This is a genomic window from Cellulomonas sp. zg-ZUI22 (assembly GCF_017353535.1).
In the GTDB taxonomy this organism is placed as follows: domain Bacteria; phylum Actinomycetota; class Actinomycetes; order Actinomycetales; family Cellulomonadaceae; genus Cellulomonas; species Cellulomonas wangleii.
Genome location: NZ_JAFMUZ010000002.1, coordinates 176,365 through 200,118, shown reverse-complemented (window position 1 = coordinate 200,118; position 23,754 = coordinate 176,365). Strand labels below are relative to the sequence as shown.

At 75.1% G+C, this 23,754-nt stretch carries 21 protein-coding genes and 1 pseudogene; 10 read left to right on the top strand and 12 right to left on the bottom strand.

Going from position 1 to position 23,754, the window contains the following annotated elements:
* Positions 1-192 precede the first annotated feature (192 nt).
* Positions 193-1,254, top strand: coding sequence for a LacI family DNA-binding transcriptional regulator (locus J1G43_RS08605; protein ID WP_249670554.1), 1,062 nt, complete (start codon positions 193-195; stop codon positions 1,252-1,254).
* 104 nt (positions 1,255-1,358) lie between these two features.
* Positions 1,359-3,074 carry an alpha-amylase family glycosyl hydrolase gene (locus tag J1G43_RS08600; protein WP_207378330.1) on the top strand — a complete coding sequence of 572 codons (1,716 nt, stop codon included), beginning with the start codon at positions 1,359-1,361 and terminating at the stop codon, positions 3,072-3,074.
* Between the two features lie 52 nt (positions 3,075-3,126).
* Here the strand turns inward: J1G43_RS08600 and J1G43_RS08595 are convergent, their stop codons facing one another.
* Positions 3,127-4,221 carry a glutamate--cysteine ligase gene (locus J1G43_RS08595; protein WP_207378455.1) on the bottom strand — a complete coding sequence of 365 codons (1,095 nt, stop codon included), beginning with the start codon at positions 4,219-4,221 and terminating at the stop codon, positions 3,127-3,129.
* A gap of 67 nt (positions 4,222-4,288) precedes the next feature.
* On the bottom strand, positions 4,289-5,467 hold the full coding sequence (gene dusB, locus J1G43_RS08590; protein ID WP_207378454.1) for a tRNA dihydrouridine synthase DusB: 1,179 nt from the start codon (positions 5,465-5,467) through the stop codon (positions 4,289-4,291).
* 224 nt (positions 5,468-5,691) lie between these two features.
* On the opposite strand from dusB, the gene J1G43_RS08585 reads away from it, so the two are divergent.
* On the top strand, positions 5,692-6,315 hold the full coding sequence (locus J1G43_RS08585) for a SigE family RNA polymerase sigma factor (RefSeq protein ID WP_207370578.1): 624 nt from the start codon (positions 5,692-5,694) through the stop codon (positions 6,313-6,315).
* Entirely contained in the window at positions 6,312-7,253 is a 942-nt protein-coding gene (locus J1G43_RS08580; RefSeq protein WP_207378329.1) for a hypothetical protein, read from the top strand. Before J1G43_RS08585 ends, J1G43_RS08580 begins: the two co-directional genes overlap by 4 nt.
* A 117-nt stretch (positions 7,254-7,370) precedes the next feature.
* Here the strand turns inward: J1G43_RS08580 and J1G43_RS08575 are convergent, their stop codons facing one another.
* On the bottom strand, positions 7,371-8,759 hold the full coding sequence (locus J1G43_RS08575; RefSeq protein WP_207341072.1) for a glycine--tRNA ligase: 1,389 nt from the start codon (positions 8,757-8,759) through the stop codon (positions 7,371-7,373).
* A 151-nt stretch (positions 8,760-8,910) separates the two neighbouring features.
* Between J1G43_RS08575 and J1G43_RS08570 the strand changes: the two genes are divergently transcribed.
* The 4 genes from J1G43_RS08570 to J1G43_RS08555 are packed head-to-tail and all read left to right on the top strand — an operon-like array spanning position 8,911 to position 12,233.
* A complete protein-coding gene (locus J1G43_RS08570; RefSeq protein ID WP_207341071.1) occupies positions 8,911-9,876 on the top strand; it encodes a metal ABC transporter substrate-binding protein in 966 nt (321 codons plus the stop codon).
* Positions 9,873-10,643 (top strand): metal ABC transporter ATP-binding protein, encoded by a 771-nt coding sequence (locus J1G43_RS08565; RefSeq protein ID WP_207341070.1) that lies wholly within the window; start codon positions 9,873-9,875, stop codon positions 10,641-10,643. Before J1G43_RS08570 ends, J1G43_RS08565 begins: the two co-directional genes overlap by 4 nt.
* Positions 10,640-11,605 carry a metal ABC transporter permease gene (locus J1G43_RS08560; protein WP_249670555.1) on the top strand — a complete coding sequence of 322 codons (966 nt, stop codon included), beginning with the start codon at positions 10,640-10,642 and terminating at the stop codon, positions 11,603-11,605. The genes J1G43_RS08565 and J1G43_RS08560 overlap by 4 nt, the downstream gene beginning before the upstream one ends.
* A gap of 31 nt (positions 11,606-11,636) precedes the next feature.
* Positions 11,637-12,233 carry a DedA family protein gene (locus J1G43_RS08555; protein WP_207341069.1) on the top strand — a complete coding sequence of 199 codons (597 nt, stop codon included), beginning with the start codon at positions 11,637-11,639 and terminating at the stop codon, positions 12,231-12,233.
* Positions 12,234-12,274: 41 nt separating this feature from the next.
* Here the strand turns inward: J1G43_RS08555 and J1G43_RS08550 are convergent, their stop codons facing one another.
* The 6 genes from J1G43_RS08550 to J1G43_RS08525 all read right to left on the bottom strand — a co-directional run bounded on the left by J1G43_RS08550 (position 12,275) and on the right by J1G43_RS08525 (position 18,295).
* A complete protein-coding gene (locus J1G43_RS08550) occupies positions 12,275-12,634 on the bottom strand; it encodes a VOC family protein (protein WP_207370580.1) in 360 nt (119 codons plus the stop codon).
* A gap of 31 nt (positions 12,635-12,665) precedes the next feature.
* A complete protein-coding gene (locus tag J1G43_RS08545) occupies positions 12,666-13,451 on the bottom strand; it encodes an isoprenyl transferase (RefSeq protein WP_207341067.1) in 786 nt (261 codons plus the stop codon).
* Positions 13,452-13,507: 56 nt separating this feature from the next.
* Complete coding sequence (recO, locus tag J1G43_RS08540; protein ID WP_207341066.1) at positions 13,508-14,239, bottom strand: DNA repair protein RecO; 732 nt, start codon at positions 14,237-14,239, stop codon at positions 13,508-13,510.
* A 126-nt stretch (positions 14,240-14,365) separates the two neighbouring features.
* Positions 14,366-16,162, bottom strand: coding sequence for a 2-isopropylmalate synthase (gene leuA, locus J1G43_RS08535; RefSeq protein ID WP_372434902.1), 1,797 nt, complete (start codon positions 16,160-16,162; stop codon positions 14,366-14,368).
* Positions 16,163-16,397: 235 nt separating this feature from the next.
* A complete protein-coding gene (locus J1G43_RS08530; RefSeq protein ID WP_207370581.1) occupies positions 16,398-17,873 on the bottom strand; it encodes a PQQ-binding-like beta-propeller repeat protein in 1,476 nt (491 codons plus the stop codon).
* Between the two features lie 44 nt (positions 17,874-17,917).
* Positions 17,918-18,295, bottom strand: coding sequence for a glyoxalase/bleomycin resistance/extradiol dioxygenase family protein (locus J1G43_RS08525; protein WP_207370582.1), 378 nt, complete (start codon positions 18,293-18,295; stop codon positions 17,918-17,920).
* A gap of 97 nt (positions 18,296-18,392) precedes the next feature.
* Here J1G43_RS08525 and J1G43_RS08520 point away from each other — a divergent pair, with 97 nt between their 5' ends.
* Both J1G43_RS08520 and J1G43_RS08515 read left to right on the top strand, forming a co-directional pair.
* Positions 18,393-19,175 carry a TetR/AcrR family transcriptional regulator gene (locus J1G43_RS08520; protein WP_207370583.1) on the top strand — a complete coding sequence of 261 codons (783 nt, stop codon included), beginning with the start codon at positions 18,393-18,395 and terminating at the stop codon, positions 19,173-19,175.
* Positions 19,176-19,219: 44 nt separating this feature from the next.
* On the top strand, positions 19,220-19,756 hold the full coding sequence (locus J1G43_RS08515) for a phosphoribosyltransferase family protein (protein ID WP_307859528.1): 537 nt from the start codon (positions 19,220-19,222) through the stop codon (positions 19,754-19,756).
* Between the two features lie 12 nt (positions 19,757-19,768).
* Here the strand turns inward: J1G43_RS08515 and J1G43_RS19010 are convergent.
* The 3 genes and pseudogenes from J1G43_RS19010 to J1G43_RS08500 all read right to left on the bottom strand — a co-directional run.
* Positions 19,769-19,978: pseudogene (locus J1G43_RS19010) on the bottom strand (transposase); the annotation flags it as partial.
* Between the two features lie 76 nt (positions 19,979-20,054).
* Positions 20,055-21,296, bottom strand: a complete 1,242-nt coding sequence (locus J1G43_RS08505) for an RDD family protein (protein WP_207378328.1) — start codon at positions 21,294-21,296, stop codon at positions 20,055-20,057.
* On the bottom strand, positions 21,293-23,737 hold the full coding sequence (locus J1G43_RS08500; RefSeq protein ID WP_207378327.1) for a transglutaminase domain-containing protein: 2,445 nt from the start codon (positions 23,735-23,737) through the stop codon (positions 21,293-21,295). The genes J1G43_RS08505 and J1G43_RS08500 overlap by 4 nt, the downstream gene beginning before the upstream one ends.
* Positions 23,738-23,754 lie beyond the last annotated feature (17 nt).

Here is a 23,754-nt window from a genome sequence, read left to right as displayed (position 1 = left end):
TCCTGATGTGTCGTTCGACCTGCCCGACGTCCGGCGCATCACCGTTGTCGGCCGTTGCTGAAACGGTATGCGCGTTGCAGCCCTCCTTGCAAGTCGTTACGGTAACTTTCAGGTTCCAGTTTCACGCAGGCCGCGGAGATCCACCGCGCGACGGGACGAGGAGGTCCGGTGCCCCCGACTACGCTGCCGACTGTGCGCACACGACTCACGGACCTGGCCGAGCAGGCCGGGGTCAGCACCGCCACCGTGTCGCGCGTGCTCAACGGCAAGCCCGGCGTCTCCGCCCAGGCACGCCAGGCCGTGCTGACGGCCCTGGACATGCTCGGCTACGAGCGGCCCGAGAAGCTGCGCATGCGCTCCGCCGGCCTCGTCGGGCTCATCGTCCCCGAGCTGTCCAACCCCGTCTTCCCCGCCTTCGCCCAGGTCATCGAGACCATGCTCAGCGACCGCGGGTACACCCCGCTGCTGTGCACCCAGTCCCCCGGCGGCACCACGGAGGACCAGTACGTCGAGCTGCTGCTGGACCACGGCGTGGACGGCATCGTCTTCGTGTCCGGCCTGCATGCCGACACCGCGGCCAGCAAGGACCGGTACCACCGCCTGCGCGGCCGGGGTGTCCCCCTGGTGCTGGTCAACGGGTACGCCGAGGGCGTCGACGCCCCAGCCGTGTCGACCGACGACACCGCCGCGATGGATCAGGCGCTGCGTCACCTGCACTCCCTCGGTCACCGCGCGATCGGGCTGGCCGTCGGGCCTACGCGGTTCGTCCCTTCGCAGCGTAAGCGCGACGCCTTCGCCACGCTCATCGAGCAGCGCCTGGGCGTCACCGACCCCGAGGCCCACGTCGTGTCCACCCTGTTCACCGTGGAGGGCGGCCGGGCGGCAGCGACCCAGCTGTTCGAGTCCGGGCACACCGCCGTGGTGTGCGGATCGGACCTCATGGCGCTCGGTGCCGTGCGCGCCGCCCGCTCCCTGGGGCTGCGCGTGCCCGAGGACGTGTCCGTCGTCGGGTTCGACGACTCGCCGCTGATCGCGTTCACCGACCCGCCGCTGACGACCGTCCGGCAGCCCGTGCCCGCGATGGGGCACGCGGCCGTCTCGGCGCTCGTCGCCGAGATCACCGGGAGCGCGGCCCCGCGCACCGAGATGCTGTTCCACCCCGAGCTGGTCGTGCGCGGGTCGACGGGCACCGCGCCCGCGAGCGCCCCGCCCGCCACGGACGACACCGGCGCCGTCGCGTCCGCCGCACGCTGAGCTGTCGCGCCCGCGGCCGGGCGCCCCCGCGCCTCCGCGCGCCCGCGGCCACCCGCACCACCTCCTCGTAGCACTGCTCCCCTGCCCCCTCAGGAAGGCCATCCGTGACCCTCGCGGCACTCACCCCCGACCTCGTCGCACACCGGCCCGACACCCGCACCGAGTGGTGGCGCCACGCCGTGATCTACCAGGTCTACCCGCGCTCGTTCGCGGACGCCTCGGGCGACGGCATCGGCGACCTGCCGGGTGTGACGGCGCGTCTCGACCACCTCGTCGAGCTCGGGGTCGACGCGGTCTGGCTCTCGCCCTTCTACCGCTCGCCGCAGGCGGACGCCGGGTACGACGTGGCGGACTACCGGGACGTCGACCCGCTGTTCGGCACGCTCGCGGACGCTGACGCCCTCGTGGCCCGCGCCCACGAGCTGGGCCTGCGCGTGATCGTCGACCTCGTGCCGAACCACACGTCCGACGAGCACGCGTGGTTCCAGGCCGCGCTGGCGGCCGGCCCCGGGTCGCCCGAGCGGGCCCGCTACCACTTCCGCGACGGGGAGGGCGAGCACGGTGAGCTGCCCCCCAACAACTGGGAGTCGATCTTCGGCGGCCCCGCGTGGACGCGCACGACCGACCCCGACGGCACGCCCGGCCAGTGGTACCTGCACCTGTTCGACAGCAAGCAGCCGGATCTCGACTGGGACAACCCCGAGGTGCACGCGGAGTTCGCCGACGTGCTGCGGTTCTGGCTCGACCGGGGCGTCGACGGCTTCCGCGTCGACGTCGCCCACGGCATGGTCAAGGCCCCCGGGCTGCCGGACTGGGACGGGCACGTCGCGATGATCGACGGCAGCGACGGGTCGCACGCCGTCGACGACGTGGACGGCTCGGGCAACCACGGCCCGATGTTCGACCAGGAGGGCGTGCACGAGATCTACCGCGCCTGGCGCCGCATCCTCGACACCTACGACGGCGACCGTGCCATGGTCACCGAGGCGTGGGTCGAGCCGCTGAGCCGCCTGGCGCGCTACGTGCGGCCCGACGAGGCGCACCAGTCGTTCAACTTCGCGTTCCTGGCCGCGGGGTGGCACGCGCCGTCGCTGCGCCGCGTCATCACCGCCTCGTACGAGGCCAACGACGCCGTCGGGGCGCCCACCACGTGGGTGCTGTCGAACCACGACGTCGTCCGGCACGCATCGCGCATGGGGCTCGGCGACCCGACCCACCGGCCGAACGGCATCGGCCACGGCGACGAGCAGCCGGACGCCGGGCTGGGCCTGCAGCGCGCGCGTGCCGCCTCGCTGCTCATGCTCGGGCTGCCCGGCTCGGCGTACGTGTACCAGGGCGAGGAGCTGGGCCTGCCGGACCACACCGCGCTGGACGACGACCTGCGCGAGGACCCGGCGTTCTTCCGCACGGGCGGCGCCGAGCGCGGCCGCGACGGCTGCCGGGTGCCGCTGCCCTGGGAGGGTGACGCCCCGGGGCTCGGCTTCTCGCCGACCGGTGCGACGTGGCTCCCGCAGCCCGCGGAGTGGGCCGACCTGGCGGTCGACCGCCAGCGCGGCCGCGAGGGCTCGACGTACGAGCTGTACCGGGCCGCGCTGCGGCTGCGTCGCGACGAGAACCTCGGCGCCGGCGGCCTGCAGTGGCTGGACTCCCCGGCCCGCGAGCACGTGCTGGCGTTCCGCAACGGCCGCGTCGTCGTGCTGGCCAACCTCGACGACGTCGACGTCGCGCTGCCCCTGGACGCCGAGGTGCTGCTGGCCTCCGGCCCGCTCGCCGACGGCGTGCTGCCGGCGGCGACGACGGCCTGGCTGCGCCTGCCCTGACGCACCGCGCGCGACGGCCCGGGCGGCGGCGGCCGCCCGGGCCGTGCGTGCGTCAGGCGATGGTCGCTGCCACGGCGTTCTCGACGACGGCCGGCAGGCCGCCCTCCCGGGCCCACGCGCGCTGCTCGGCGGCGCCGGTCCCGCGCTGCCACAGCTGCGCCAGGAGCTCCTGGACCGTGGCGAGGTCGCCGCTGTCGACCAGCGCCGGGCGCAGGTGGTCGAGCAGCTGCGCCACCGCGTCGCGCGCCGGCACGGGCGTCATGAAGGGCGGCAGCAGCAGGTCGCCCCCGAGGCCCGAGCGTGCCGCCCGCCACGTCGCGGCGCGCAACGGCTCGACCCGGTCGTGCGACGGCGGCACGCCGTCGGCCGCCTGCCGCGAGGCCGTCTCCACCAGCGCGCGGCACAGCGCCGCCACCAGGACGGCGTCGTCGGCGCGCAGGCACACGTCGGCCACCCGGATCTCGACCGTGGGGTACCGCGGCGAGAGGCGGGCGTCGAAGTACATCATCGCCGGGTCGAGCGCGACGCCGGACTCGACGAGTCCGGCGACGGCCCGCCGGTACGCGTCGGCAGTGCGGAACGGCGCGGTGGGCCCCGCGGTGGGCCAGCGGTTCCACATCTGCGACCGGATCGAGTCGTACCCTGTGTCCTCCCCGTGCCAGTACGGGGAGTTGACGCTCAGCGCGAGCAGCACCGGGAGCCACGGGCCGATGCGGTCGAGGACTGCGACGCCCTCGTCGTCGTCGGCCACCGAGACGTGCACGTGGCAGCCGCTGGTGAGCTGCTCGCGGACGGTCAGCGCGTACGCCTGCGCCATGGCCTCGTAGCGCGCGCCGCGCGACAGCGTCGTCGGGCCGGACATCGGGGACGTCGCGACGGCGACGAGCCGGCCGTCGGCCTGCAGCGCGGCCGCCGACGCCCGCGCGCGCCCCTCCCGGACCTCGGCCGCCAGCTCGTCGAGCTCGAGGCACGGGTGCGTGCCCGTCTCCACCTGCTGCTCCTGCAGCTCCTTCTCGAGGCCACCGCCCGGGGGCCCTTCGTCGGCGGCCTCCCCGCCGCCCTGCTCGTGGGCGCGCACCGCCGCCTCGGCCACACCGGTGGGCACGCCGTCGGCGTCCACCAGCAGGTACTCCTCCTCCACACCCATGGTCCGCACGGGCTGCAGTCTGCAGGCCTGCACGGCTCCGCGCGCGTCGAGAGGTGTCGGGGGTGGGTCAGCCGCCCGAGACGGACAGCTCGGCCTCGTGCAGGTCACGACGGAACTCGTCGGACAGCTCGCGGGAGTCGAGCCACCCGTACGGGAGGATCGGGCGCTTGGGCGAGCCCGCACGACCACGCGGCCCCTCGGCCGCGTCGCCGGGGTACGGCTGGTCGAGGTCGAGCCGCGCGAGCAGGTCGTCGAGCTCGGCCAGCGACGACACGAGCCCGAGCTGCGCGCGCAGCTCCCCGCCGACCACGTACCCCTTGAGGTACCACGCCATGTGCTTGCGCATCTCGCGCAGCGCCTTCGACTCCTCGCCGAAGTGGTCGACCATGAGCTCGGCGTGACGCCGCAGCACGCGGGCGACCTCACCGAGCGTCGGCCGCACGCGGGCGTCGGAGCCCGCGAAGGCCGCGGCGAGGTCGGCGAAGAGCCAGGGCCGGCCCTGGCAGCCGCGTCCGACGACCACGCCGTCGCAGCCGGTGTGGGCGACCATCGCCAGGGCGTCCTCGGCCGACCAGATGTCGCCGTTGCCGAGCACGGGGATGTCCGTCACCGCCTGCTTGAGCGTCGCGATCGCGTCCCAGTCAGCCGTGCCGGAGTAGTAGTCGGCCGCGGTGCGCCCGTGCAGGGCCACGGCGGCGACGCCCGCGTCCTGCGCGGTCAGGCCCGCCTCGACGTACGTCAGGTGGTCCTCGTCGATGCCCTTGCGCATCTTGACGGTCACGGGCACGCCCGCGGGACGGGCCGCGTCGACGGCGGCCCGGACGATGGACGCGAACAGGTCCCGCTTCCAGGGCAGCACCGCTCCCCCGCCGCGACGGGTGACCTTGGGCACCGGGCAGCCGAAGTTGAGGTCGACGTGGTCGGCGCGGTCCTCCTCGACGAGCAGGCGCACGGCCGCACCGACGGTGGCCGGGTCGACCCCGTACACCTGCACGGAGCGCGGCACCTCGTCCGGCTCGAACGCGATGATGCGGAACGACTCCGGGCTGCGCTCGACCAGCGCGCGGCTCGTGAGCATCTCGGCGACGTACAGCCCGGCGCCGGACTCGCGGCACAGGCGACGGAACGCCGCGTTGGTGACGCCGGCCATGGGCGCGAGCACGACCGGTGTGTCGACGGTGATCGGGCCGATCCGCAGCGGGGGGAGCACGGAGGCCGGGGAGTCGGACGTCGTCTCGGTGGGCAGCACCCGACCATTGTCGCCCGCGGGCGACAGGCCGCGCCGCCGTGGGCGGGCCCGCACCGTCCGTACGGTCCGCACGGCTGCGCACGCGGGGGCGCACGCGGGGCGCACGGTAACGTCCGGGCATGCCCCAGCGCCGCGTCCGGCAGCCGTCCGGGTGACCGCGCGCCCCGCCACGCAACCTGCGGTACCGGTCGTGCGTCTGACCGGTCGTGACGACGACACGCGTGCACCAGCCACCCGGTGACCCCGCCCCGGCCGACCGGACGGGCGAGTCGATCCCGGTGGTGCCCCGCCCGGCGTCCCCGGCACGCGTCCGCACCGCCCACGACGACGAGTTCACCGCCTTCATGCTCTCCGCGGGCCCCGACCTGCTGCGCACGGCGTGGCTGCTGGTCGGCGACGCCCACCGTGCCGAGGAGCTGACGCAGCAGGCGCTCGTCCGCACGTACGTCGCCTGGCCGCGGGTTCGCGGCGGCAACCCCACCGCCTACGCACGCCGGACGCTCGTCAACCTGCGCACCGACACGTGGCGGCGGCGCCGCCGTGAGGTCCTCACCTCCCCGGTCGACCTGCCCGACGCGGGCGCAGCCCCCGACCCGGGGCCGGACGACCGCGACGAGGTCGTGCGGGCGCTCGCGGGACTCACACCACGGCAACGGCGGGTGGTCGTGCTGCGTCACCTCGTCGGCCTGAGCGAGCAGGAGGTCGCCGACGACCTCGGCATCAGCGTCGGGACCGTCAAGTCGACGTCGTCCCGCGCGCTCGCGTCCCTGCGCAGCACCCTCGACCCCCACGACGACGGCGCGCACGGCGCCGTGTCGTCCGCCGCCCGGAGGAGCCACCGATGAACCGCGCCGCCGACGAGCTCGCCGACGCCCTGCACCGGGCCGCGTCCCGCGCGCCGCACATGTCGCTCGACCCCGTCGAGACCGTCCGGCTCGGGCGCCGCCGGTCCCGCACGCGGCGGGCCGGGGTGCTGGGGGGCGCCGCGGTGCTGGTGGTCGCCGTCGCGGTCGGGGCCACCGCCCTGCCGGACCGCGCACCAGCCCTGCCCGCGGCCCCGACCGGCCCCGTCCCGTCGTCGACGGCCGCCCCGCAGCCGACCCCGGACGTCGTCGCCCTCGCCCCGACGCTCCGGGCCACCCGGTCCCCCGCCGCGACCACGGCGCCCGACGGCACGACGTGGTGGCTCACCGGCCTGTCCGCGAGCGGCGAGCACCTCGTGGTCGGGGACGAGCCCGTGCGGTGGGGCACCCGGACGAGCGTCCCGTTCGCGGCGGGCGACCCGGGGTCCGACGCGGGCGTCGCCTCGCTGGAGCTCGAGTGGGACGCGCAGGCCGACGTGCGCGACCACGGCCCGGGCAACGGCTACCCCTCGCAGGCGTCGACGTCCCTGGGGGTGCCGGGCGACGCGCTCGAGATCACGATGGGGGCGGTCCCGGCCTGGATGCCCGGAGCCCGGGTGGCGCTGACCTTCTCGTACGGCGTCCCCGACGCGGGCGGGGAGGTCCGCCACGTGGTCGAGCTCCCGACGTTCCCCGACCCCTCGGGCACCGGCGCGCAGCTCTACGCGGTGGCCGGCGACCCGTCGCTCCCCGACCTGACCGGGACCGTCCCGCGCGGCGGGTCCGTCTCGGGTGCGTCCTGGGTGGTGTTCGTCGGCGCCGACGGCTCGACCTACGTCAACGGGCTGCCCGTGACGCCCGGCCAGCTGGGCGTGTGGCTCGGCGGGCCGGCGGTGGACGAGGTCGTCGCGGAGCTGCGTGCGATGGGCGCCGCGCTCTGAGGACGGACGACGTGCGCAGACCGCACATCTCGATCGCCAGGGGTGCGTCGTCCGCGGGTGGTGCGGGGACGACGACGGCGGCCCTCCGGGGAGGACCGCCGTCGTGTCGTGCCGGCGTCAGGCCCCGACGAGCCGCTGCGCCAGGTAGCCGGTGACCTGGTCGAGCGCGACACGCTGCTGCGACATGTCGTCGCGGTGGCGGATCGTCACCGCCTGGTCGTCGAGCGTGTCGAAGTCGACCGTGATGCAGAACGGCGTGCCGATCTCGTCCTGGCGGCGGTAGCGGCGACCGATCGCGCCGGCGTCGTCGAACTCGACGTTCCAGTTCTTGCGCAGCTCGGCAGCGAGGTCACGCGCCTTGGGGCTGAGCTGCTCGTTGCGCGACAGCGGCAGCACCGCGGCCTTGACCGGGGCGAGGCGCGGGTCCAGCTTGAGGACCGTGCGCTTGTCGACCCCGCCCTTGGTGTTGGGCGCCTCGTCCTCGGTGTAGGACTCGACGAGGAACGCCATGAGCGAGCGCGTCAGGCCGGCCGCCGGCTCGATGACGTACGGCACGTAGCGCTCGTTCTTGGCCTGGTCGAAGAACGACAGGTCCTGACCCGAGTGCTCGGAGTGCGTCCCGAGGTCGAAGTCGGTGCGGTTGGCGATGCCCTCGAGCTCGCCCCACTCGCTGCCGGTGAAGCCGAACTTGTACTCGATGTCGACCGTGCGCTTGGAGTAGTGCGACAGCTTCTCGGCCGGGTGCTCGTAGTGCCGCAGGTTCTCGCGCGCGATGCCGAGGTCGACGTACCAGTCGGTGCGCGTGTCGATCCAGTACTGGTGCCACGTCTCGTCGGTGCCGGGCTCGACGAAGAACTCCATCTCCATCTGCTCGAACTCGCGCGTGCGGAAGATGAAGTTGCCGGGCGTGATCTCGTTGCGGAACGACTTGCCGATCTGCCCGATGCCGAACGGGGGCTTCATGCGGGCGGCGGTGTAGACGTTCTTGAAGTTCACGAAGATGCCCTGCGCGGTCTCGGGCCGCAGGTAGTGCAGGCCGGACTCGTCCTCCACCGCGCCGAGGTAGGTCTTGAGCATCATGTTGAAGTCGCGCGGCTCGGTCCACTGCCCGCGGGTGCCGCAGCTCGGGCACGCGATGTCGCCGAGGCCGTTCTCGGGCGCGCGGCCCTTCTTCTCCTCGAACTCCTCGAGGAGGTGGTCCTCACGGAACCGCTTGTGGCACGACAGGCACTCCGTGAGCGGGTCCGTGAAGACGCCGACGTGGCCCGAGGCGACCCAGACCTGGCGCGGCAGGATGACCGAGGAGTCGAGACCGACGATGTCGTCGCGGCTCGTGACCATCGCGCGCCACCACTGGCGCTTGATGTTCTCCTTGAGCTCGACGCCCAGCGGGCCGTAGTCCCACGCGGAGCGGGTGCCCCCATAGATCTCACCGCTCGGGAACACGAAGCCCCGGCGCTTGGCGAGGGAGACGACGGACTCGAGACGGGACGGTGCGGCAGCCACGGTGGGTTTCTCCTGGGTCGAGGACGTCCGCGGCTGGGTGCCGCGGGGCACAGCAGCCCAGGTTATCGGTCGCCCGACCGGGCGCCGCACACGGTTTCCCGTCGCGCCGCTGTTTTGACAACGGTTCTCGACAGGATTGAGAATCGGTCTCATGTCCCCGCACCACCGTCGCCCTGCCCTCCTCGCCGCGCTCGTCGCGCCCGTCCTCGCGCTGTCGGCGTGCGCGTCGACGTCGGGGGACGACGGGAAGGTGCACGCGCTGGCGTCCTTCTACCCCCTGCAGATGGTGCTCGAGGAGGTCGGGGGCGACCGGGTCGACGTCGACTCCCTGACCCCTCCCGGCGCCGAGCCGCACGACGTCGAGCTGTCGCCCGCGCAGGTCGCCGCGCTCGACGCCGCGGACCTCGTCGTCCTCCAGTCCGGCTTCCAGCCCTCGGTCGACGACGCCGTCGCGCAGACCTCGCCCGAGCACGTCGTCGACGCGGCGGACCGGGCGGACCTCGACAGCGCCGCGACGCACGACGACGGGCACGCGGAGGACGGGCACTCCGACGACGAGCACGCCGATGACGAGCACGCGGACGACGGGCACGACCACGACGGCCTCGACCCCCACTTCTGGCTCGACCCGACACGCCTGGCCGCCCTCGCCGGGCCGGTCGCCGACGCGCTGTCGGACATCGACCCCGACGGTGCAGCGACCTACCGGGCCAACGCCGACGCGCTCGTGGACCGTCTGACCGCCCTCGACGAGGAGTACGCCGCCGCCCTGGCCAGCTGCGAGCGCCGCGTCCTGGTCACCTCGCACGAGGCCTTCGGCTACCTCGCGGACCGCTACGGCCTGGAGCAGGTAGGCATCTCGGGCATCGACCCGGAGGCCGAGCCCTCCCCGGCGCGGCTGCGGGAGGTCGGCGACGTCGTGCGCGACGAGGGTGTGACGACGATCTTCTTCGAGACGCTCGCGTCGCCCAAGGTCGCGCAGACCCTCGCCGCGGACCTCGGCGTCGAGGCGGCCGTGCTCGACCCGATCGAGGGTGTGACGGACGACTCGCAGGACTACTTCTCGATCGCCGAGGCCAACCTCGACGCCCTGCGCGTGGCATTGTCCTGCTCGTGAACGCGATCGAGGCCGCCGGCGTCCACGTGACCCTCGGCGGCCAGCCCATCGTCCGCGGCGTCGACCTGGCGGTGCCCACCGGCCAGGTGCTCGCACTGCTGGGCGCCAACGGGTCCGGCAAGTCGACGCTGGTCCGGGCGCTGCTGGGCGTCGTCCCGCACGTGTCGGGGACGATCCGGCTGCTCGGCGCACCGCTCGGGCCGGAGGTGAGCTGGGACCGCGTCGGGTACGTGCCGCAGCGGATGGCCGCGGCCGGGGGCGTGCCCACCACGGCCCTCGAGGTCGTCGTCTCGGGGATGCTGCACGGCCGTCGGCTGCGCCCGCCCCGCGACCGGCGACCGCGGGCGCTCGCCGCGCTCGACGCGCTCGGGGTCGCGCACCTGCGGGACCGCCGGGTGCAGGAGCTGTCCGGCGGCCAGCAGCAGCGCGTGCTCATCGCGCGCGCCCTGGTGCGCGAGCCCCGGCTCCTGGTGCTCGACGAGCCCACGTCCGGCATCGACCTGCCCACGCAGCGCACGTTCGTCGACACGTTGTCCCGGCTGCGGGACACGGGGACCACCGTCGTCGTGGTCCTGCACGAGATCGGCCCGTTCGCCCCGCTCATCGACCGCTCGGTCGTGCTGCGGCACGGGCGGGTCGTGCACGACGGCCCCCCGCCGCCCGCCCGCGGGGAGCACGGCGAGGCCGGCCACGACCACACGCACCCGCACGCCGACCCCGAGCCGCCCACCGACGGCCCCGACCTGACGCTGGAGATGACGCCGTGACCGGGTGGGAGCAGGTGGTCACGCTGCTGGCCTCGCCGCTGATGCAGCGTGCGCTCCTCGCGGCCGTCCTCGTCGGTGCGGCGGCACCCGTCGTGGGCACGTTCCTCGTCCAGCGCCGCATGGCGCTCATGGGTGACGGCATCGGGCACGTCGCGCTCACGGGGGTGGCCCTCGGCTGGCTCGTGGGCAGCTGGGCGGCGGTCTCCCCCGTCGACGCCCTCGCGGTGCCCGGTGCGGTCGTCGCCGCGCTCGTCGGGTCCGTCGTCATCGAGCTGGTCCGCGAGCGCGGCCGCACCAGCGGCGACCTGGCCCTCGCGATCATGTTCTACGGCGGCATCGCCGGCGGGGTGCTGCTCATCAAGGTCGCCGGCGGTACCAACGCGAACCTCATGAGCTACCTGTTCGGGTCGATCTCCACGGTGTCGACGGGCGACCTGTGGTGGACCGCGGCGCTGGCGGTGCTCGTCCTGGTGGTCGGGGTCGGCCTGCGCTGGGCGCTGTTCGCGGTGAGCCACGACGAGGAGTTCGCGCGCGCCAGCGGGCTGCCCGTGCGGGCGCTGTCGATGGTCGTCGCCGCGCTCGCCGCGCTGACGGTCACGATCTCGATGCGCGTCGTGGGGCTGCTGCTGGTCAGCGCCCTGATGATCGTGCCGGTGGCGGTGGCCCAGATCCTGTCGCGGTCGTTCGGGCGCACGATGCTGCTCGCGAGCGGCATCGGGGTCACGGTGAGCGTCGTGGGCCTGCTGATCACCTACTGGAACGACGTGCCGCCGGGCGCGACGATCGTCGTGCTCGCGATCGTCCTGTACGCGGCCGCGGCGGTCGCGCACCCCCTGGTGGCCCGCCGTCGGGCTGCCGGGCGCGACCCGCACCCGGACGTGTCGGACGACGTCCTCGTGCCCGCGACGGACCCGGCCTGCGCGCCGGAGACGTCCCGCGGGACCGGGACCACCGGCCGGTGAGGCGGCCCGACGCCGGACGTACGATCGAACGATGACGTCGACCGAGGTGCTGGCCGAGTACGGCCTCGACGGGATGCCCGTCGCCGTCGCGCTCGTGTGCCTCTTCGGCATCGTGATGGCGCGGTCCCACCTCACGTACTGGGCGGGCCGCGGTGTCGAGCGCGGTGCACGTTTCGAGGGTGAGCGGCGTCACGGCCCGCGGTGGTGGCAGCGGACGGTCGAGCGCACGGCCCGTGTGGCCTCGACGCCCTCCGCCCGTCGTGGGGTCGCCCTGGTGCACCGGTGGGGGTGGATCGCGGTCACGCTCGCGTACGTCACCGTCGGCGTCCAGACCGCCGTGTTCGTCGGCGCCGGGGTCCTGCGCATGCCCTACCTGCGCTTCACGCTCGCGTCCATCCCCGGGGCCGTGATGTGGGCGATCATCTGGGGCACGGTCGGGATCGGCGCGGTCTGGGGCGCCTTGTCGCTCGCCGCCGGCTCCCCGTGGGGCGTGGCGGCGCTGGCGCTCGTCGTGCTCGCGGTGGCGCGCGCCGTGGTCGTCGGCCGTCGCCGGCGCGCCGAGCCGCACCTTGCGACGGCACCCGAGATCGCCCAGACCGAGCGGGCGGCCGTCCCCGAGCACCACTGAGGCGAGCACCCCACCGGGGCGCCGCGCACGGGACCCGGCAGTCAGCCGGTGTGCACCGTCGACACGCAGAACTGGTTGCCGTGCGGGTCGGCGAGCACCGCCCAGGAGAACCCGTCGGGCTCTCCGTGGTCCGCGACGCGCGTCGCGCCCGCCGCGACCAGCTCCGCCACCGCGACCTGCGCGTCCGGCGCCTCGAGGTCGAGGTGCACGCGGTTCTTGCCCGGCGTGGGGACGTCGACCTTCTGGAAGCCGAGTGCCGGACGACCGCCGTCGGGGCGCACGACGACCGCGAAGTCGTCGCCGTGGGCCTGGACGCTCCCGCCCGTGCGCTGCGCCCACCAGGCAGCGAGCGCCTGCGGGTCGTGCGTGTCCACCGTGACCATCCCGATCGTCAGCTCCATGGCGACGACGGTACGGCCGACCACCGACACGTCAGGACGTGGCGGGTGCGTCCACCGCGCCGCCGTACCGTCGGTCACGGCGCGCGTACGTCTCGACCGCACGCCACAGGTGCCGACGGTCCACGTCGGGCCACGGCTCGTCGAGGAAGACCAGCTCGGCGTACGCCGACTGCCACAGCATGAAGTTCGAGATGCGCTGCTCCCCCGACGACCGCACGAACAGGTCGACGTCCGGCAGGTCGGGCTCGTCGAGGTGCTGCTGAACGGTCCTCTCGGTCACCCGCTCGGGGTTGAGCCGGCCCGCCGCGACCTCACGCGCGATCTCACGCGCGGCGTCGGCGATCTCGGCCCGCCCGCCGTAGTTGACGCACATCGTCAGGGTGCAGGTCGAGTTGCCCGCCGTCTGCCGCTCCGCGGTCTCCAGCTCGTTGATCACCGACCGCCACAGCCGGGGGCGACGCCCCGCCCACCGCACGCGCACGCCCCAGGAGTCCATGAGGTCCCGGCGGCGGCGCAGCACGTCGCGGTTGAAGCCCATGAGGAAGCGCACCTCGTCGGGCGAGCGCGACCAGTTCTCGGTCGAGAACGCGTACGCCGACACGTGCTGCACGCCGATCTCGATCGCCCCCGCCACGACGTCCAGCAGCGAGGCCTCCCCGGCGCGGTGCCCCTCGACGCGCGGCAGCCCGCGGGCGTTGGCCCAGCGACCGTTGCCGTCCATGACGACCGCGACGTGCCGCGGCACCAGCTCCCGCGGGATCTGCGGCGGGCGGGCGCCGGACGGGTGCGGGTAGGGCGGGACGATCTCGCGAGGCACGTCCACATCGTGCCACCCACGACCGGAGGCGCGGTGCGCCGCGGCGGGCGGTGGCGTCAGACCCGCTCGACCATCGGCAGCGAACGCAGCCGGCGCTCGAGGTGGAACTGGCAGAACACGGCCACGAGACCGTTGCCCTCGGCCCGGTGCCGCTCGGCGCTCGCGTCGGCCACCGCCCAGTCGCCCGACAGCAGCGCGGCGAGCAGCGCGAACGTCTCGGGGGCCGGTGCCGCGGCGCCCGGCGGCCGGCACGCGCCGCACACGGCGCCGCCCACGGCCGGGGCGAACGCGTGGTGCGGACCCGGCGCACCGCAGCGGGCGCAGTCGGTGAAGCTCGGCGCCCAGCCCGCCACCGCGAGCGCGCGCAGCAGGTAGGAGTCGAGCACCAGGCCGGGGGCGTGCGCCCGCGTCGCGAGCGCCCGCACGGCCCCCACCAGCAGCCGGTACTGCTGCACCGAGGGCTCCCGCTCGGCCTCGACCAGCCGCTCGGCCGTCTCGAGCATCACGGTGCCGACGGTGTACAGGGAGTAGTCCTCGCACACCTGGCGCCCGTACGACCCGACCGTCTCCACCTGGGTCACCACGTCGAGGTTGCGCCCGGTGCTCAGCTGCACGTCGACGTGCATGAACGGCTCGAGCCGCGAGCCGAACCGCGACGTGGTGCGGCGCACGCCCTTGCCGACCGCGCGCACCTTGCCGTGCTCGCGCGTCAGGAGGGTCACGATGCGGTCGGCCTCCCCCAGCTTGTGGGTACGAAGGACGATCGCCTCGTCGCGGTAGAGGCTCACGAGGTCATTGTCCCCCGCGTCGCCGACACGACCGGTCGCGGCGCGCAGGTGACGTCGTGGGCAGCCACGCCCGCGCGCCGCCCGGGCCCCGCCGCGCGGGGACCGGGCGGGCGTCGCGCCGGTGCGTCAGCGCTCGTGCCGGTTGACGGCCGAGACGATCGCCTTGAGCGACGCGGTCGTGATGGACGGGTCGATGCCCACCCCCCACAGGATGTCGTCGCCGATCGCGCACTCGACGTACGCGGCAGCGGTGGCGTCGCCACCGGCCGACAGCGCGTGCTCGGCGTAGTCGAGCACGGCCACGTCGACGCCCGCCGTGCGCAGCGCCGCCACGAACGCCGCGACGGGGCCGTTGCCCGTGCCGCGCAGCGTGCGCTCGACGCCGCGGTCGACCAGGTCCACCTCGAGGGTGTCCTGGCCGCCCTCCGTGCTCGTGGCACGCGTCCCGCGCAGCGCGAACCGGCCCCACGGCTCCAACGGGCCCTCGGGCAGGGCCGGCAGGTACTCGTCGCTGAAGATGGACCAGAGGTCGTCGGCCGTGACCTCGGTGCCGTGCTGGTCGGTGTGGCGCTGCACGACCTGCGAGAACTCGATCTGCAGCCGGCGCGGCAGGTCCAGGTCCTTCTCGGACTTCAGCAGGTAGGAGATCCCGCCCTTCCCGGACTGGGAGTTCACGCGGATGATCGCCTCGTAGCTGCGGCCGACGTCCTTCGGGTCGATCGGCAGGTACGGCACCGCCCACTCGACCTCGTCGACGCTGCGGCCCGTGCGGGCGGCCTTGGCCTCCATCGCGTCGAGGCCCTTCTTGATGGCGTCCTGGTGGGACCCCGAGAAGGCCGTGAAGACCAGGTCCCCGCCGTACGGGTGCCGCTCGGCGACCGGCATCTGGTTGCAGCGCTCGACGGTGCGGCGGATCCGGTCGATGTCGGAGAAGTCGATCTGCGGGTCGATCCCCTGGCTGAAGAGGTTCATGCCGAGGGTGACGAGGTCGACGTTGCCCGTGCGCTCGCCGTTGCCGAACAGGCAGCCCTCGATGCGGTCCGCGCCGGCCAGGTAGCCCAGCTCGGCGGCGGCCACGGCCGTGCCGCGGTCGTTGTGCGGGTGCAGCGAGAGCACGACCGACTCGCGGTGGTGCAGGTGCCGGCTCATCCACTCGATCGAGTCGGCGTACACGTTCGGCGTGGCCATCTCGACCGTGGCGGGCAGGTTGATGATGACCGGCCGGTCCGGCGTGGGCTCCAGCACGTCGAGGACCGCGTTGCACACACGCACCGCGTACTCCAGCTCGGTGCCGGTGTACGACTCGGGGCTGTACTCGTACAGCACCTCGGTGTCCGGGATCAGCTCCTCGTACTTGCGGCAGAACCGTGCACCCGACACGGCGATGTCGGCGATGCCGTCCTCGTCGCTGCGGAACACGACCTCGCGCTGCAGCACCGACGTGGAGTTGTACAGGTGCACGATCGCCTGCTTGGCACCGGCGATGGCCTCGTACGTGCGCTCGATGAGGTGCTCGCGCGCCTGGGTGAGCACCTGGATGACGACGTCGTCCGGGATGCGCCCCTCCTCGATGAGCATCCGCACGAAGTCGTAGTCGGTCTGCGACGCCGAGGGGAACCCGACCTCGATCTCCTTGAAGCCCATGTCCACCAGCAGCTCGAACATCTCGAGCTTGCGCGCGGGGTTCATCGGCTCGATGAGCGCCTGGTTGCCGTCGCGCAGGTCGACGGCGCACCAGCGCGGTGCGCGGGTGATCCGGTTGTCGGGCCACGTCCGGTCGGGGAGATCGACGCGGATCTGCTCGTGGAACGGGCGGTACCGGTGCGCCGGCATGCCCGAGGGCTGCTGCGGGTTGCGCCCGGCGGCGGGGGCCGGTGCGACGGCCGCGGTGGGCATCGGCACGGCGGGGCTCTGGCTGCTCATGGGGTGGTCCTTCATCGCGGGTCTCGGCGGGCTGTCAGCCGGGCACGACACACACCGCGACGAGGAGCCGGCCTAGAGGGCCCCGTCGCGGCGACGAAGAAGCAGCGAGCGTGCGCGCACGGGACGACCCTACCCCCGGGGGCGCCCCGGTCCGCAACCCGTCCCGCCGTCGGCTCCCGACCCGAGCCGCTGGGTCCGACCGGTCCGTCCGGTCCATCAGGTCCGGCACCGAGCGTCAGCCCAGCACGAGCACCTCGGACGCGGTGCGCGCGACCACGTGCCCACCGGCCGCCGTCACCGCGCGCACCCCGTCGGGCAGCACCACCCGCCACGCCTCGACGCCGTCGCGCAGCCCACGGGCCACCAGCGTCGTGCTGTCCGGGCCCTCGTGCTCGGCGACCAGCACGTGCAGCGCGTCCGTCAGGGGCGACGACCGCGGCGCGACGACCAGGTCCCGCTCCCACAGCAGCCGCCCGTCGGCACCGTCGGCGGCCCCCACGGAAGCCTCCCCGGCGAGCACGACCACCCCGTCGGCCACGGCCACGGGCGACATCGAGGTCGGCAGCGACCAGACGGTGGTGCCGTCGGTCGGCCGCACGCCGAGGACCCGGCTGCCCGCGTCGACCAGCAGCGCGTCGACCGAGCGGTCCCCCACGGGGGACGCGGGCAGCCCGGGAGCGCTCGCCCGCACCGCGCCGTCCGCGTCCCGCAGCTGCCCCGCGAGGCCGGAGGTCCAGGTCGCGAAGCCGCCGTCGGGCAGTGCGCTGACGAGGATCTGCCGCCCCGGGGGGCCGTCCTCGAGCACCCGGCCGTCGTCGACGTCGAACAGGACGGTCGAGACGGCCACCAGCGCGACGACGTCGCCCGCGAGCCGCAGGTCGGGTGCGGCACGCACGCCGCCGTCGTCGACCAGCGGGCCGGGCGAGGTCCAGGACCAGCGCACCGTGCCGTCGGCGCCGGCGCGACGCTCGACGAGCACCCGCCGGTCGGGCAGGGCGGTCGCCACGACGAGATCGTCCTCGTGGCGCAGGGCCCCGAGCAGCGGGCCCGTCACCTCCCAGGTGCCGCGCCGCGTGCCGTCGTCCGGTGCCAGGGCGAGGACGTGCGTGGGCGGGACGTACGGCGTCGACTCCCCCGCACTGCCGTACACGACGTTCGGCTCGTTCCACAGGCACAGCAGCAGGGCGGTCGGGTCGGGGTCACCCGCGCAGGCCACGGCGACGGACTCGAACCCCGCGCCGGGCGTCTCGGTCACCTCGGCACGCCACCGCAGGTCCCCCGTCGCGGGGTCCGAGGAGCGCACGACCCAGGGCCCCTCGTCGTCGGACACGGTCACGATCGCCCCGCCGGAGGTCATGACCGGTGTCGGCCCGTCGGCCCCCGTGCGCCAGCGGACCACGGGGGCCTCGTCGAGCGGGCGGACGACGCCCTCGAACCGGGCGAAGGCGTCCGCGCGTGCGGTCGCGGCCCGCTCGGTCGCCGCGGTCGCGAGCGCCCCGGCGGCGACCACCGCGACCAGGGCCCCGAGGGCCCAGGGCCACCAGCGCCGTCCCGGGGGCTGCGGCCCGGTGCCGGTCGGCGGGTCCCCGGGACCGGCCGCACCCGGGCCGCCGCCGTGCAGCGACGACCCACCGGCCGGCGGACCACGGTCGTCCGCGTCGTCGACCAGCTCGACCGGCCGCATCCGCGAGGCCGGGCGCATGGCACCCATGGGCCGAGACTAGGCCACGGGGGCCATGCACGAGGGGCGGACCGTCACACCCACGTGACGAGCTGCCAGACGATCCCGTTCGGGTCGGCGAACTGGCAGTAGCGCTCGCCCCACGGCTCCGTCTCGGGCGGCGTGACGACCTCGGCGCCGGCGGCCGCGACGCGGGCGAACTCGGCGTCGACGTCGTCCACGACGAACACGATCAGCAGGCCCTGCCCGGAGGGTCCGGCGATCCGCTCGGGCCGGAACGAGGGCAGGCCGGTGCGCAGCAGGGTGATGTTCCAGCCCAGGTCCGGGTGGGTGATCGCGACGAACCCGTCGGCCGACATCGCGTCGGTGAACCCGAAGTGCCGGCGCGCGAAGTCGGCCGACGCCTCGACGTCGTCCACGGTCAGGGACAGGGCGGATCCGGTGATGTGCACGGTTCTCCTCACGGGGTCGCGGCCGGGTCGCGGCCCGGGTCGGCTACCTTGTTCACCGTACAAGGTATCTGTCCGCGCGGGTGTTCCCGGAGGGTGCGTGGCACGCGAGCTGCTCGACCTGTTGTGGCGCGACCACCCCGCCGCGCCCCGCGCGGGCAGCCGGGGGCCGCGGTCCCGGGTCACCACCTCCCAGGTGGTCGACGCGGCCGTCGCGCTGGCCGACGCCGAGGGCGTCGGCGCGGTGACGGTGCGCCGGCTCGCCGCGCGGCTGGGCGTCGCCCCGAACGCCGTGTACTCGCACGTCGGCGCCCGCGACGACCTGCTGGTGCTGATGGTCGACGCCGTGCACGCCCGGCAGCACCGCGCGGCGCACCCGGACACGGGCTGGCGCGCACGGGTCACCGCCGTCGCGGAGGCCGACCTCGCGACGTACGGGCGGCACCCGTGGCTCCTCGACGTCGACGACCAGCGGACCGCGTTCGGCCCCGGCACCGTCGCCGCCTACGACCACCGGCTGCACGCGTTCGACGGCACCGGGCTGGACGACCTGGACCGCGACGCGGCCGCGGCGTTCGTCGCCGACTTCGTGCGGGCGTCCGCGCGCGCCCGACGCACGGACCCGCCGGCAGGTGCCACCGCGGCCGTGTGGGCCCGGTGGGCGGACCGGCTCGCCACGTACGTCGGCGACCGGTACGCCCTGGCGCGGCGGGTCGGTGCGGTCGCGGGCGAGGCGATGGCCGGGCCCGCCAGCGCGGAGCACGCGTGGCGCTTCGGCCTGGCGCGGGTCCTGGACGCCCTCGACGCCCTGGTGGGCGCGGCCGACGACCGACCGGACCGGCCCGGGCCGGACCGGGCCGGCGAGGGCGTGTCTCCCATCTGAGCGTGGAGCACACATGAGGAGCTCGACCGCTTCTAGGATCAGTCGTGATCCAGGAGCGCTTGCAGGAGCGGTTTCGTTGGCTGGGTGATCGGACGGACCCGAACTTCCGTGCCGATATGACGGGGTGGTGGCGGGATGCGGAGCTGCTGGCGCAGCTCGGCCCGGCGCTGGCCGGTCTGTTCTCGGACGTGTCGCCGACCGTGATCGCCGGACCTCAGTCCCGAGGTTCGCTCCTCGGGCCTCTGGTGGCGATCCATCTTGGTGTCGGGTTCGTGGAGCTGTTGAAGAACCACCCCTCGGCGGCCGACTCGGACGCGTGGTGGCAGGTCACGACGCCGCCGGACTACCGCGACCGGCACCTTCGGCTAGGGGCGCGCCGGGCGCTGCTGAGCTCCGGAGAGCGGGTGCTCTTCGTCGACGACTGGGTCGCGACGGGTGCTCAGGTCGAGGCTGCGCATGCTCTGGTCGAGCTCAGCGGGGCGACGTGGCTAGGAGCGGCCGTCGTCGTCGACGGCGCTGAGCGAGCCCACGTCAGACGGAAGGTGAATCTGCGCAGCCTGCTCCACATTCGTGAGCTGTAGCGCGACCGGCTCTACCCGTGACCAGGTGATGCAGGCGGCGAGGATGACTGCGGCGCGGTAGGTCATGGCGAGCTTGTCGTAGCGGGTGGCCAGGCCGCGCCACTGCTTGGTCAGGGCGAAGTCGCGCTCGACGACGTCGCGGCCGCGGTAGGCGTTCGTGTCGAGTCCGCGTGGCCGTCCGCCGCCTGCTCCGCGCCGTGTGCGAGCCCACTGCTCGTCAGAGAGCACCCGATACCGCGAAGACGCCGTCACCCTCACACACCCCCGCGAGCCTCACGGCAGACATGGGAGACACACCCTAGACGCGGGCCGCCGCCGGCGGCATCGCCACGACGCGCAGCGACATGTCGCCGAACACCACGACGGCCCCCTGCCGCAGCCGCACGGGGTGGTCGACGGGGCACACCACCTGCCCGCCGTCCGGCAGCGTCACCAGGGTGCCGTTGGTGGAGCCCCGGTCGACGACCCAGGCGCCGCCGGACGCGTCGACGGCGAGCTGCAGGTGGGTCTTGGAGACGGAGCGCGACGGGTCGACGACGCGCACCACCTGCAGCCCCGGACCCGGTGACGGGTTGCGCCCGACCAGCGCGAGGCGCTCGACCGTGACCCGGCGGCCATCGTCGAGCGCGATCCGCAGGCCGGTCGACGTCCCCGGCCGCGGCTCCGGGACCACGTCGGTGCGCGGCGGCGCCGGGCGCGTCAGCTCGAGCTCGGGCGCCAGGCCGAAGGCGAGGGTGGGGGCGGGGGCGGACCGCACCGCCGGGATCGCCCGGGTGTCGAGGTCGGGCGCCGAGCGCGTCGGGTGCAGCGGGGCGAGCACGAGGCCCCCGGACGGCGGCGCCGGAGTGGTCGGTCCCGCGACGGCGTCCGGCGCGGCCGGGACGCCGCCACGCGCGCCCGCGTCCCGGAAGGCTGCCGGCACGCCGTGCGGGCGCGGCACCTCACCGCCACGGTCGGGCGTCGCGGACACCGGGCGGGCCGAGCGCGCCGCGGCCGGCGCCGGGACGCTCCGGCCGCCCGCCACGTGCGCACCGCCCGGGGCGGCGCGCAGCACCTCCGCACCCACCGCCCGGTCGTGCCAGCCCCGGCCACGGCCGGTCCGGTCCAACAGCGGGGAGAGCAGCACGACGAACTGGCCGATCCCGAGCACCAGGGAGCCGGCGGCGACGACGAGCCCTCGCACGAGCACGCGGCCCGCGCCGATCGGCCGTCGGCTGTGCGCGTCGACCGTGCGCACGCCCAGCAGCCGGCGCCCCAGCGTCCAGCCGTGGCGGCCGTGCAGCAGCCACTGCACCACGGTCACGACCAGCGCCAGCACGGCACCGGTCACCACCAGCGCGGGTGCGACGGCGGGCGGCGCCGCCTGCCCGTCCGGCACCGCGCCGCCGTCCTGCAGCGTCGCCGCGGCGCGCACCACGGCGACCAGCACGGCACCACCGCCCAGCACCAGGACGAGCACCTGGTCCACCAGGACCGCGAGGAACCTCCGGCCGAGGCCGGCGGGACGGTCGTCGACGGCGGGGGCGGGGCGGGGGCTCATCGTTCACCTCGGGCTCGGCGGGTACGGCGGGAACGGCCGTGACGGGTGGCGCGGCGCGTGGTGCCGGGCGGCGCCGACGCACGGCCACCCGCCCCACGGCCACCGGCGGGGACCTCCGCCGGCCGGCCGTCGACCCCCCGTGGCGTGCGGGGGCCGCGGGACTGCCGGCCCCCGGCCGCGCGCAACGAGGCGAGGGACGCCTGCGAGCGCACGCGCCCGCGCCACGGGAGCGTGCGGCGCAGCTCGGCGACCGCGGCGTCGACGTCCGCCCAGTAGGCCTCGATCTCCGAGCGCTCCGGCGTGCCGGCGGCGAACACCGCCCGGTCGGCCCGCCGCGCGAGCGCCTCGACGCGCGCCGCCACCGCGGGGTGCCCGGCCATGAGCGAGAGCGCCCAGGCGCGCGCCGCCTCGCGGCGTGTCGCGGCGGGCGGCGGGGCGCCTCCCATGTCGCGCGCCGCGTCGACGACCTCGTCCCAGCCGCCGGCGACCCGGCGCACGGGGTCCGCGGCGCGACGACGGCGACGACGGCGGCGCCACTTCAGCGCGAGCACCACCAGCACGGGCGACAGCAGGAGCAGCACCCCACCGAGCCCGATGCCGACCCACGCCGCGACGCGCAGCCACACGGCCAGCCCGGAGTCGTCCTGCGCGGGGTCCTCCGTCTGCGGCTGCTCGGTGTCGTCGTCGGGCGGCGTGACACGGTCGGGCGGGAGCGCGGGGGGCTGGACGACCTGCGGCTGCGGGTCGGTGTCCGTCTCCTCCTGCTCCTGCTCCGGTGTGCGCGAGCGCGGCGGCGTCACGTCGAACGGCACCCAGCCGTGACCGGCGAACGCGACCTCGACCCACGCCTGGACGTCGCGCCCGCGGATCTCGACGGCGCCGTCCTCGTCCGTCGGCGCCACGCCCTCGCCGTCGTCGTCGCCCGACCCCGGCACGAACCCCAGGACGACGCGAGCCGGCAGGCCCATCTCGTGGATCATCAGCGCCGCGGCCGCGGCGTACTGCTCGCCGTCACCCACCATGAGGTCGCCGGCCACCAGGTCGGCCAGTCGTGCCGCCCCGTGCCCCGAGAGCGACGGGTGGTCGCCCGCGTCGGTGATGCCGTGGCTGAAGTAGCCCTGCTCCGCGAGGTGCACGGCGATGGCCTCGGTGATCTGCACGGCGGTGCCGGCGTCGCGCGCGATGTCCGTCGCGGCCACGGAGACCGCCTGCACGTCCCGCGAGGCGGGCTGCACGACCGGGCCGGCACCGGCGTCGCCGATGTCGTCCGCACCGGGCACCGGCGGCACGACGACGTCCAGCGCGTAGGTCATCCCCTCGCGCAGGCCCGAGGTGACCACGGCCCCGCCGGTCGCGTCGTTGTACCGCAGGTCCCCCGTGGCGCGTCCCAGGTCGATCGCAGCGGCGTACCCGACGGTCGGCAGCCACACCCCCTGCAGCGCCCCGACGGTCACCTCGACGCGCGCGCGCTCACCGTCGACCGGCACCTCGATCCGGTCCCCGACGCGCCGGAACTCACCGGACGCCTGCGCGGTCCCGTCACCCGCCACGTTGAAGACCACGCCGTCGTACCGGTCGAACGTGGCCAGCCGGACACGCGCCCCCTCGGGCAGCCCGTCCACGGTCAGCAGCACGGTCTCGTCGAGCTTGACGAGGCGCCGGAACGCGGCGAGCGGGCTCGGGTAGTCGCGGGGGTCGAACGGCGGCACGATCTCGTCGCGGACGACGACGCGCGGCTCGTCCGCGACCACGAGGGGCCCCCCGAGCAGTCCCCCGGTCAGCGCGACGGCCGCCAGCGCGCCCGTGGCGACGACACGTCGCGGCCGCCACCGGCCGGTCCGCCACGACGCCCACGTCAGCCCCAGCACGGCCAGCGCGGTACCCGCCACGGCGGGCGGGACGGGCGGCTGGCGGGTACCCAGCACGATCGCGCCGACGAGCACGAGCACGGGCACCAGAGCGGCGAGGGCCGCGACCGCCGGCCGTCGCACGCGCAGCGTCAGGGCGAGGGCGGCCGCGGTGCCGACGAGCGCCAGCAGGTGGGCCGCGACGAGCAGCGTGCCGCCGGCGCCCACCGGTGGCTGCAGCGTGAGCACCTGCTTCCAGGTCGACGCGGCGCCGCGCGCGAGCGCGAGCAGGGTGGTCGGCGTGGGCACGACCCCGCCGACCGTCGTCGTCGGGGCCGCCAGGGCACCGCCCGCGAGCGCGTACGCACCGACCAGCGCGGCGACCACGACGACCGCGGACCACCGACGCAGGGCACCGACGACCGTCACCGTCGCACCCAGGACGACCCCGCCGACGAGCGCCGGGAGCACCGCGGACGAGCCGTAGGCCGGCAGCAGGGGCGTCAGGGCGAGGGCGGTCGCGACGGTCAGCACGAGCACGTCGCGGACGGCGTCGGCGGGCTCCCGGACCCCGATCCGCTGCCCGGGCCTCATCGCGGTCCTCCGTGGCG

What these genes read in the sequence shown, in the direction of transcription:
- J1G43_RS08595 (WP_207378455.1), bottom strand. Translation starts at nt 4,221, where the DNA reads ATGGGTGTGGAGGAGGAGTACCTGCTGGTGGACGCCGACGGCGTGCCC.
- J1G43_RS08580 (WP_207378329.1), top strand. Translation starts at nt 6,312, where the DNA reads ATGAACCGCGCCGCCGACGAGCTCGCCGACGCCCTGCACCGGGCCGCG.
- J1G43_RS08570 (WP_207341071.1), top strand. Translation starts at nt 8,911, where the DNA reads ATGTCCCCGCACCACCGTCGCCCTGCCCTCCTCGCCGCGCTCGTCGCG.
- J1G43_RS08555 (WP_207341069.1), top strand. Translation starts at nt 11,637, where the DNA reads ATGACGTCGACCGAGGTGCTGGCCGAGTACGGCCTCGACGGGATGCCC.
- J1G43_RS08550 (WP_207370580.1), bottom strand. Translation starts at nt 12,634, where the DNA reads ATGGAGCTGACGATCGGGATGGTCACGGTGGACACGCACGACCCGCAG.
- leuA (WP_372434902.1), bottom strand. Translation starts at nt 16,162, where the DNA reads ATGAGCAGCCAGAGCCCCGCCGTGCCGATGCCCACCGCGGCCGTCGCA.
- J1G43_RS08530 (WP_207370581.1), bottom strand. Translation starts at nt 17,873, where the DNA reads ATGGGTGCCATGCGCCCGGCCTCGCGGATGCGGCCGGTCGAGCTGGTC.
- J1G43_RS08505 (WP_207378328.1), bottom strand. Translation starts at nt 21,296, where the DNA reads ATGAGCCCCCGCCCCGCCCCCGCCGTCGACGACCGTCCCGCCGGCCTC.
- J1G43_RS08500 (WP_207378327.1), bottom strand. Translation starts at nt 23,737, where the DNA reads ATGAGGCCCGGGCAGCGGATCGGGGTCCGGGAGCCCGCCGACGCCGTC.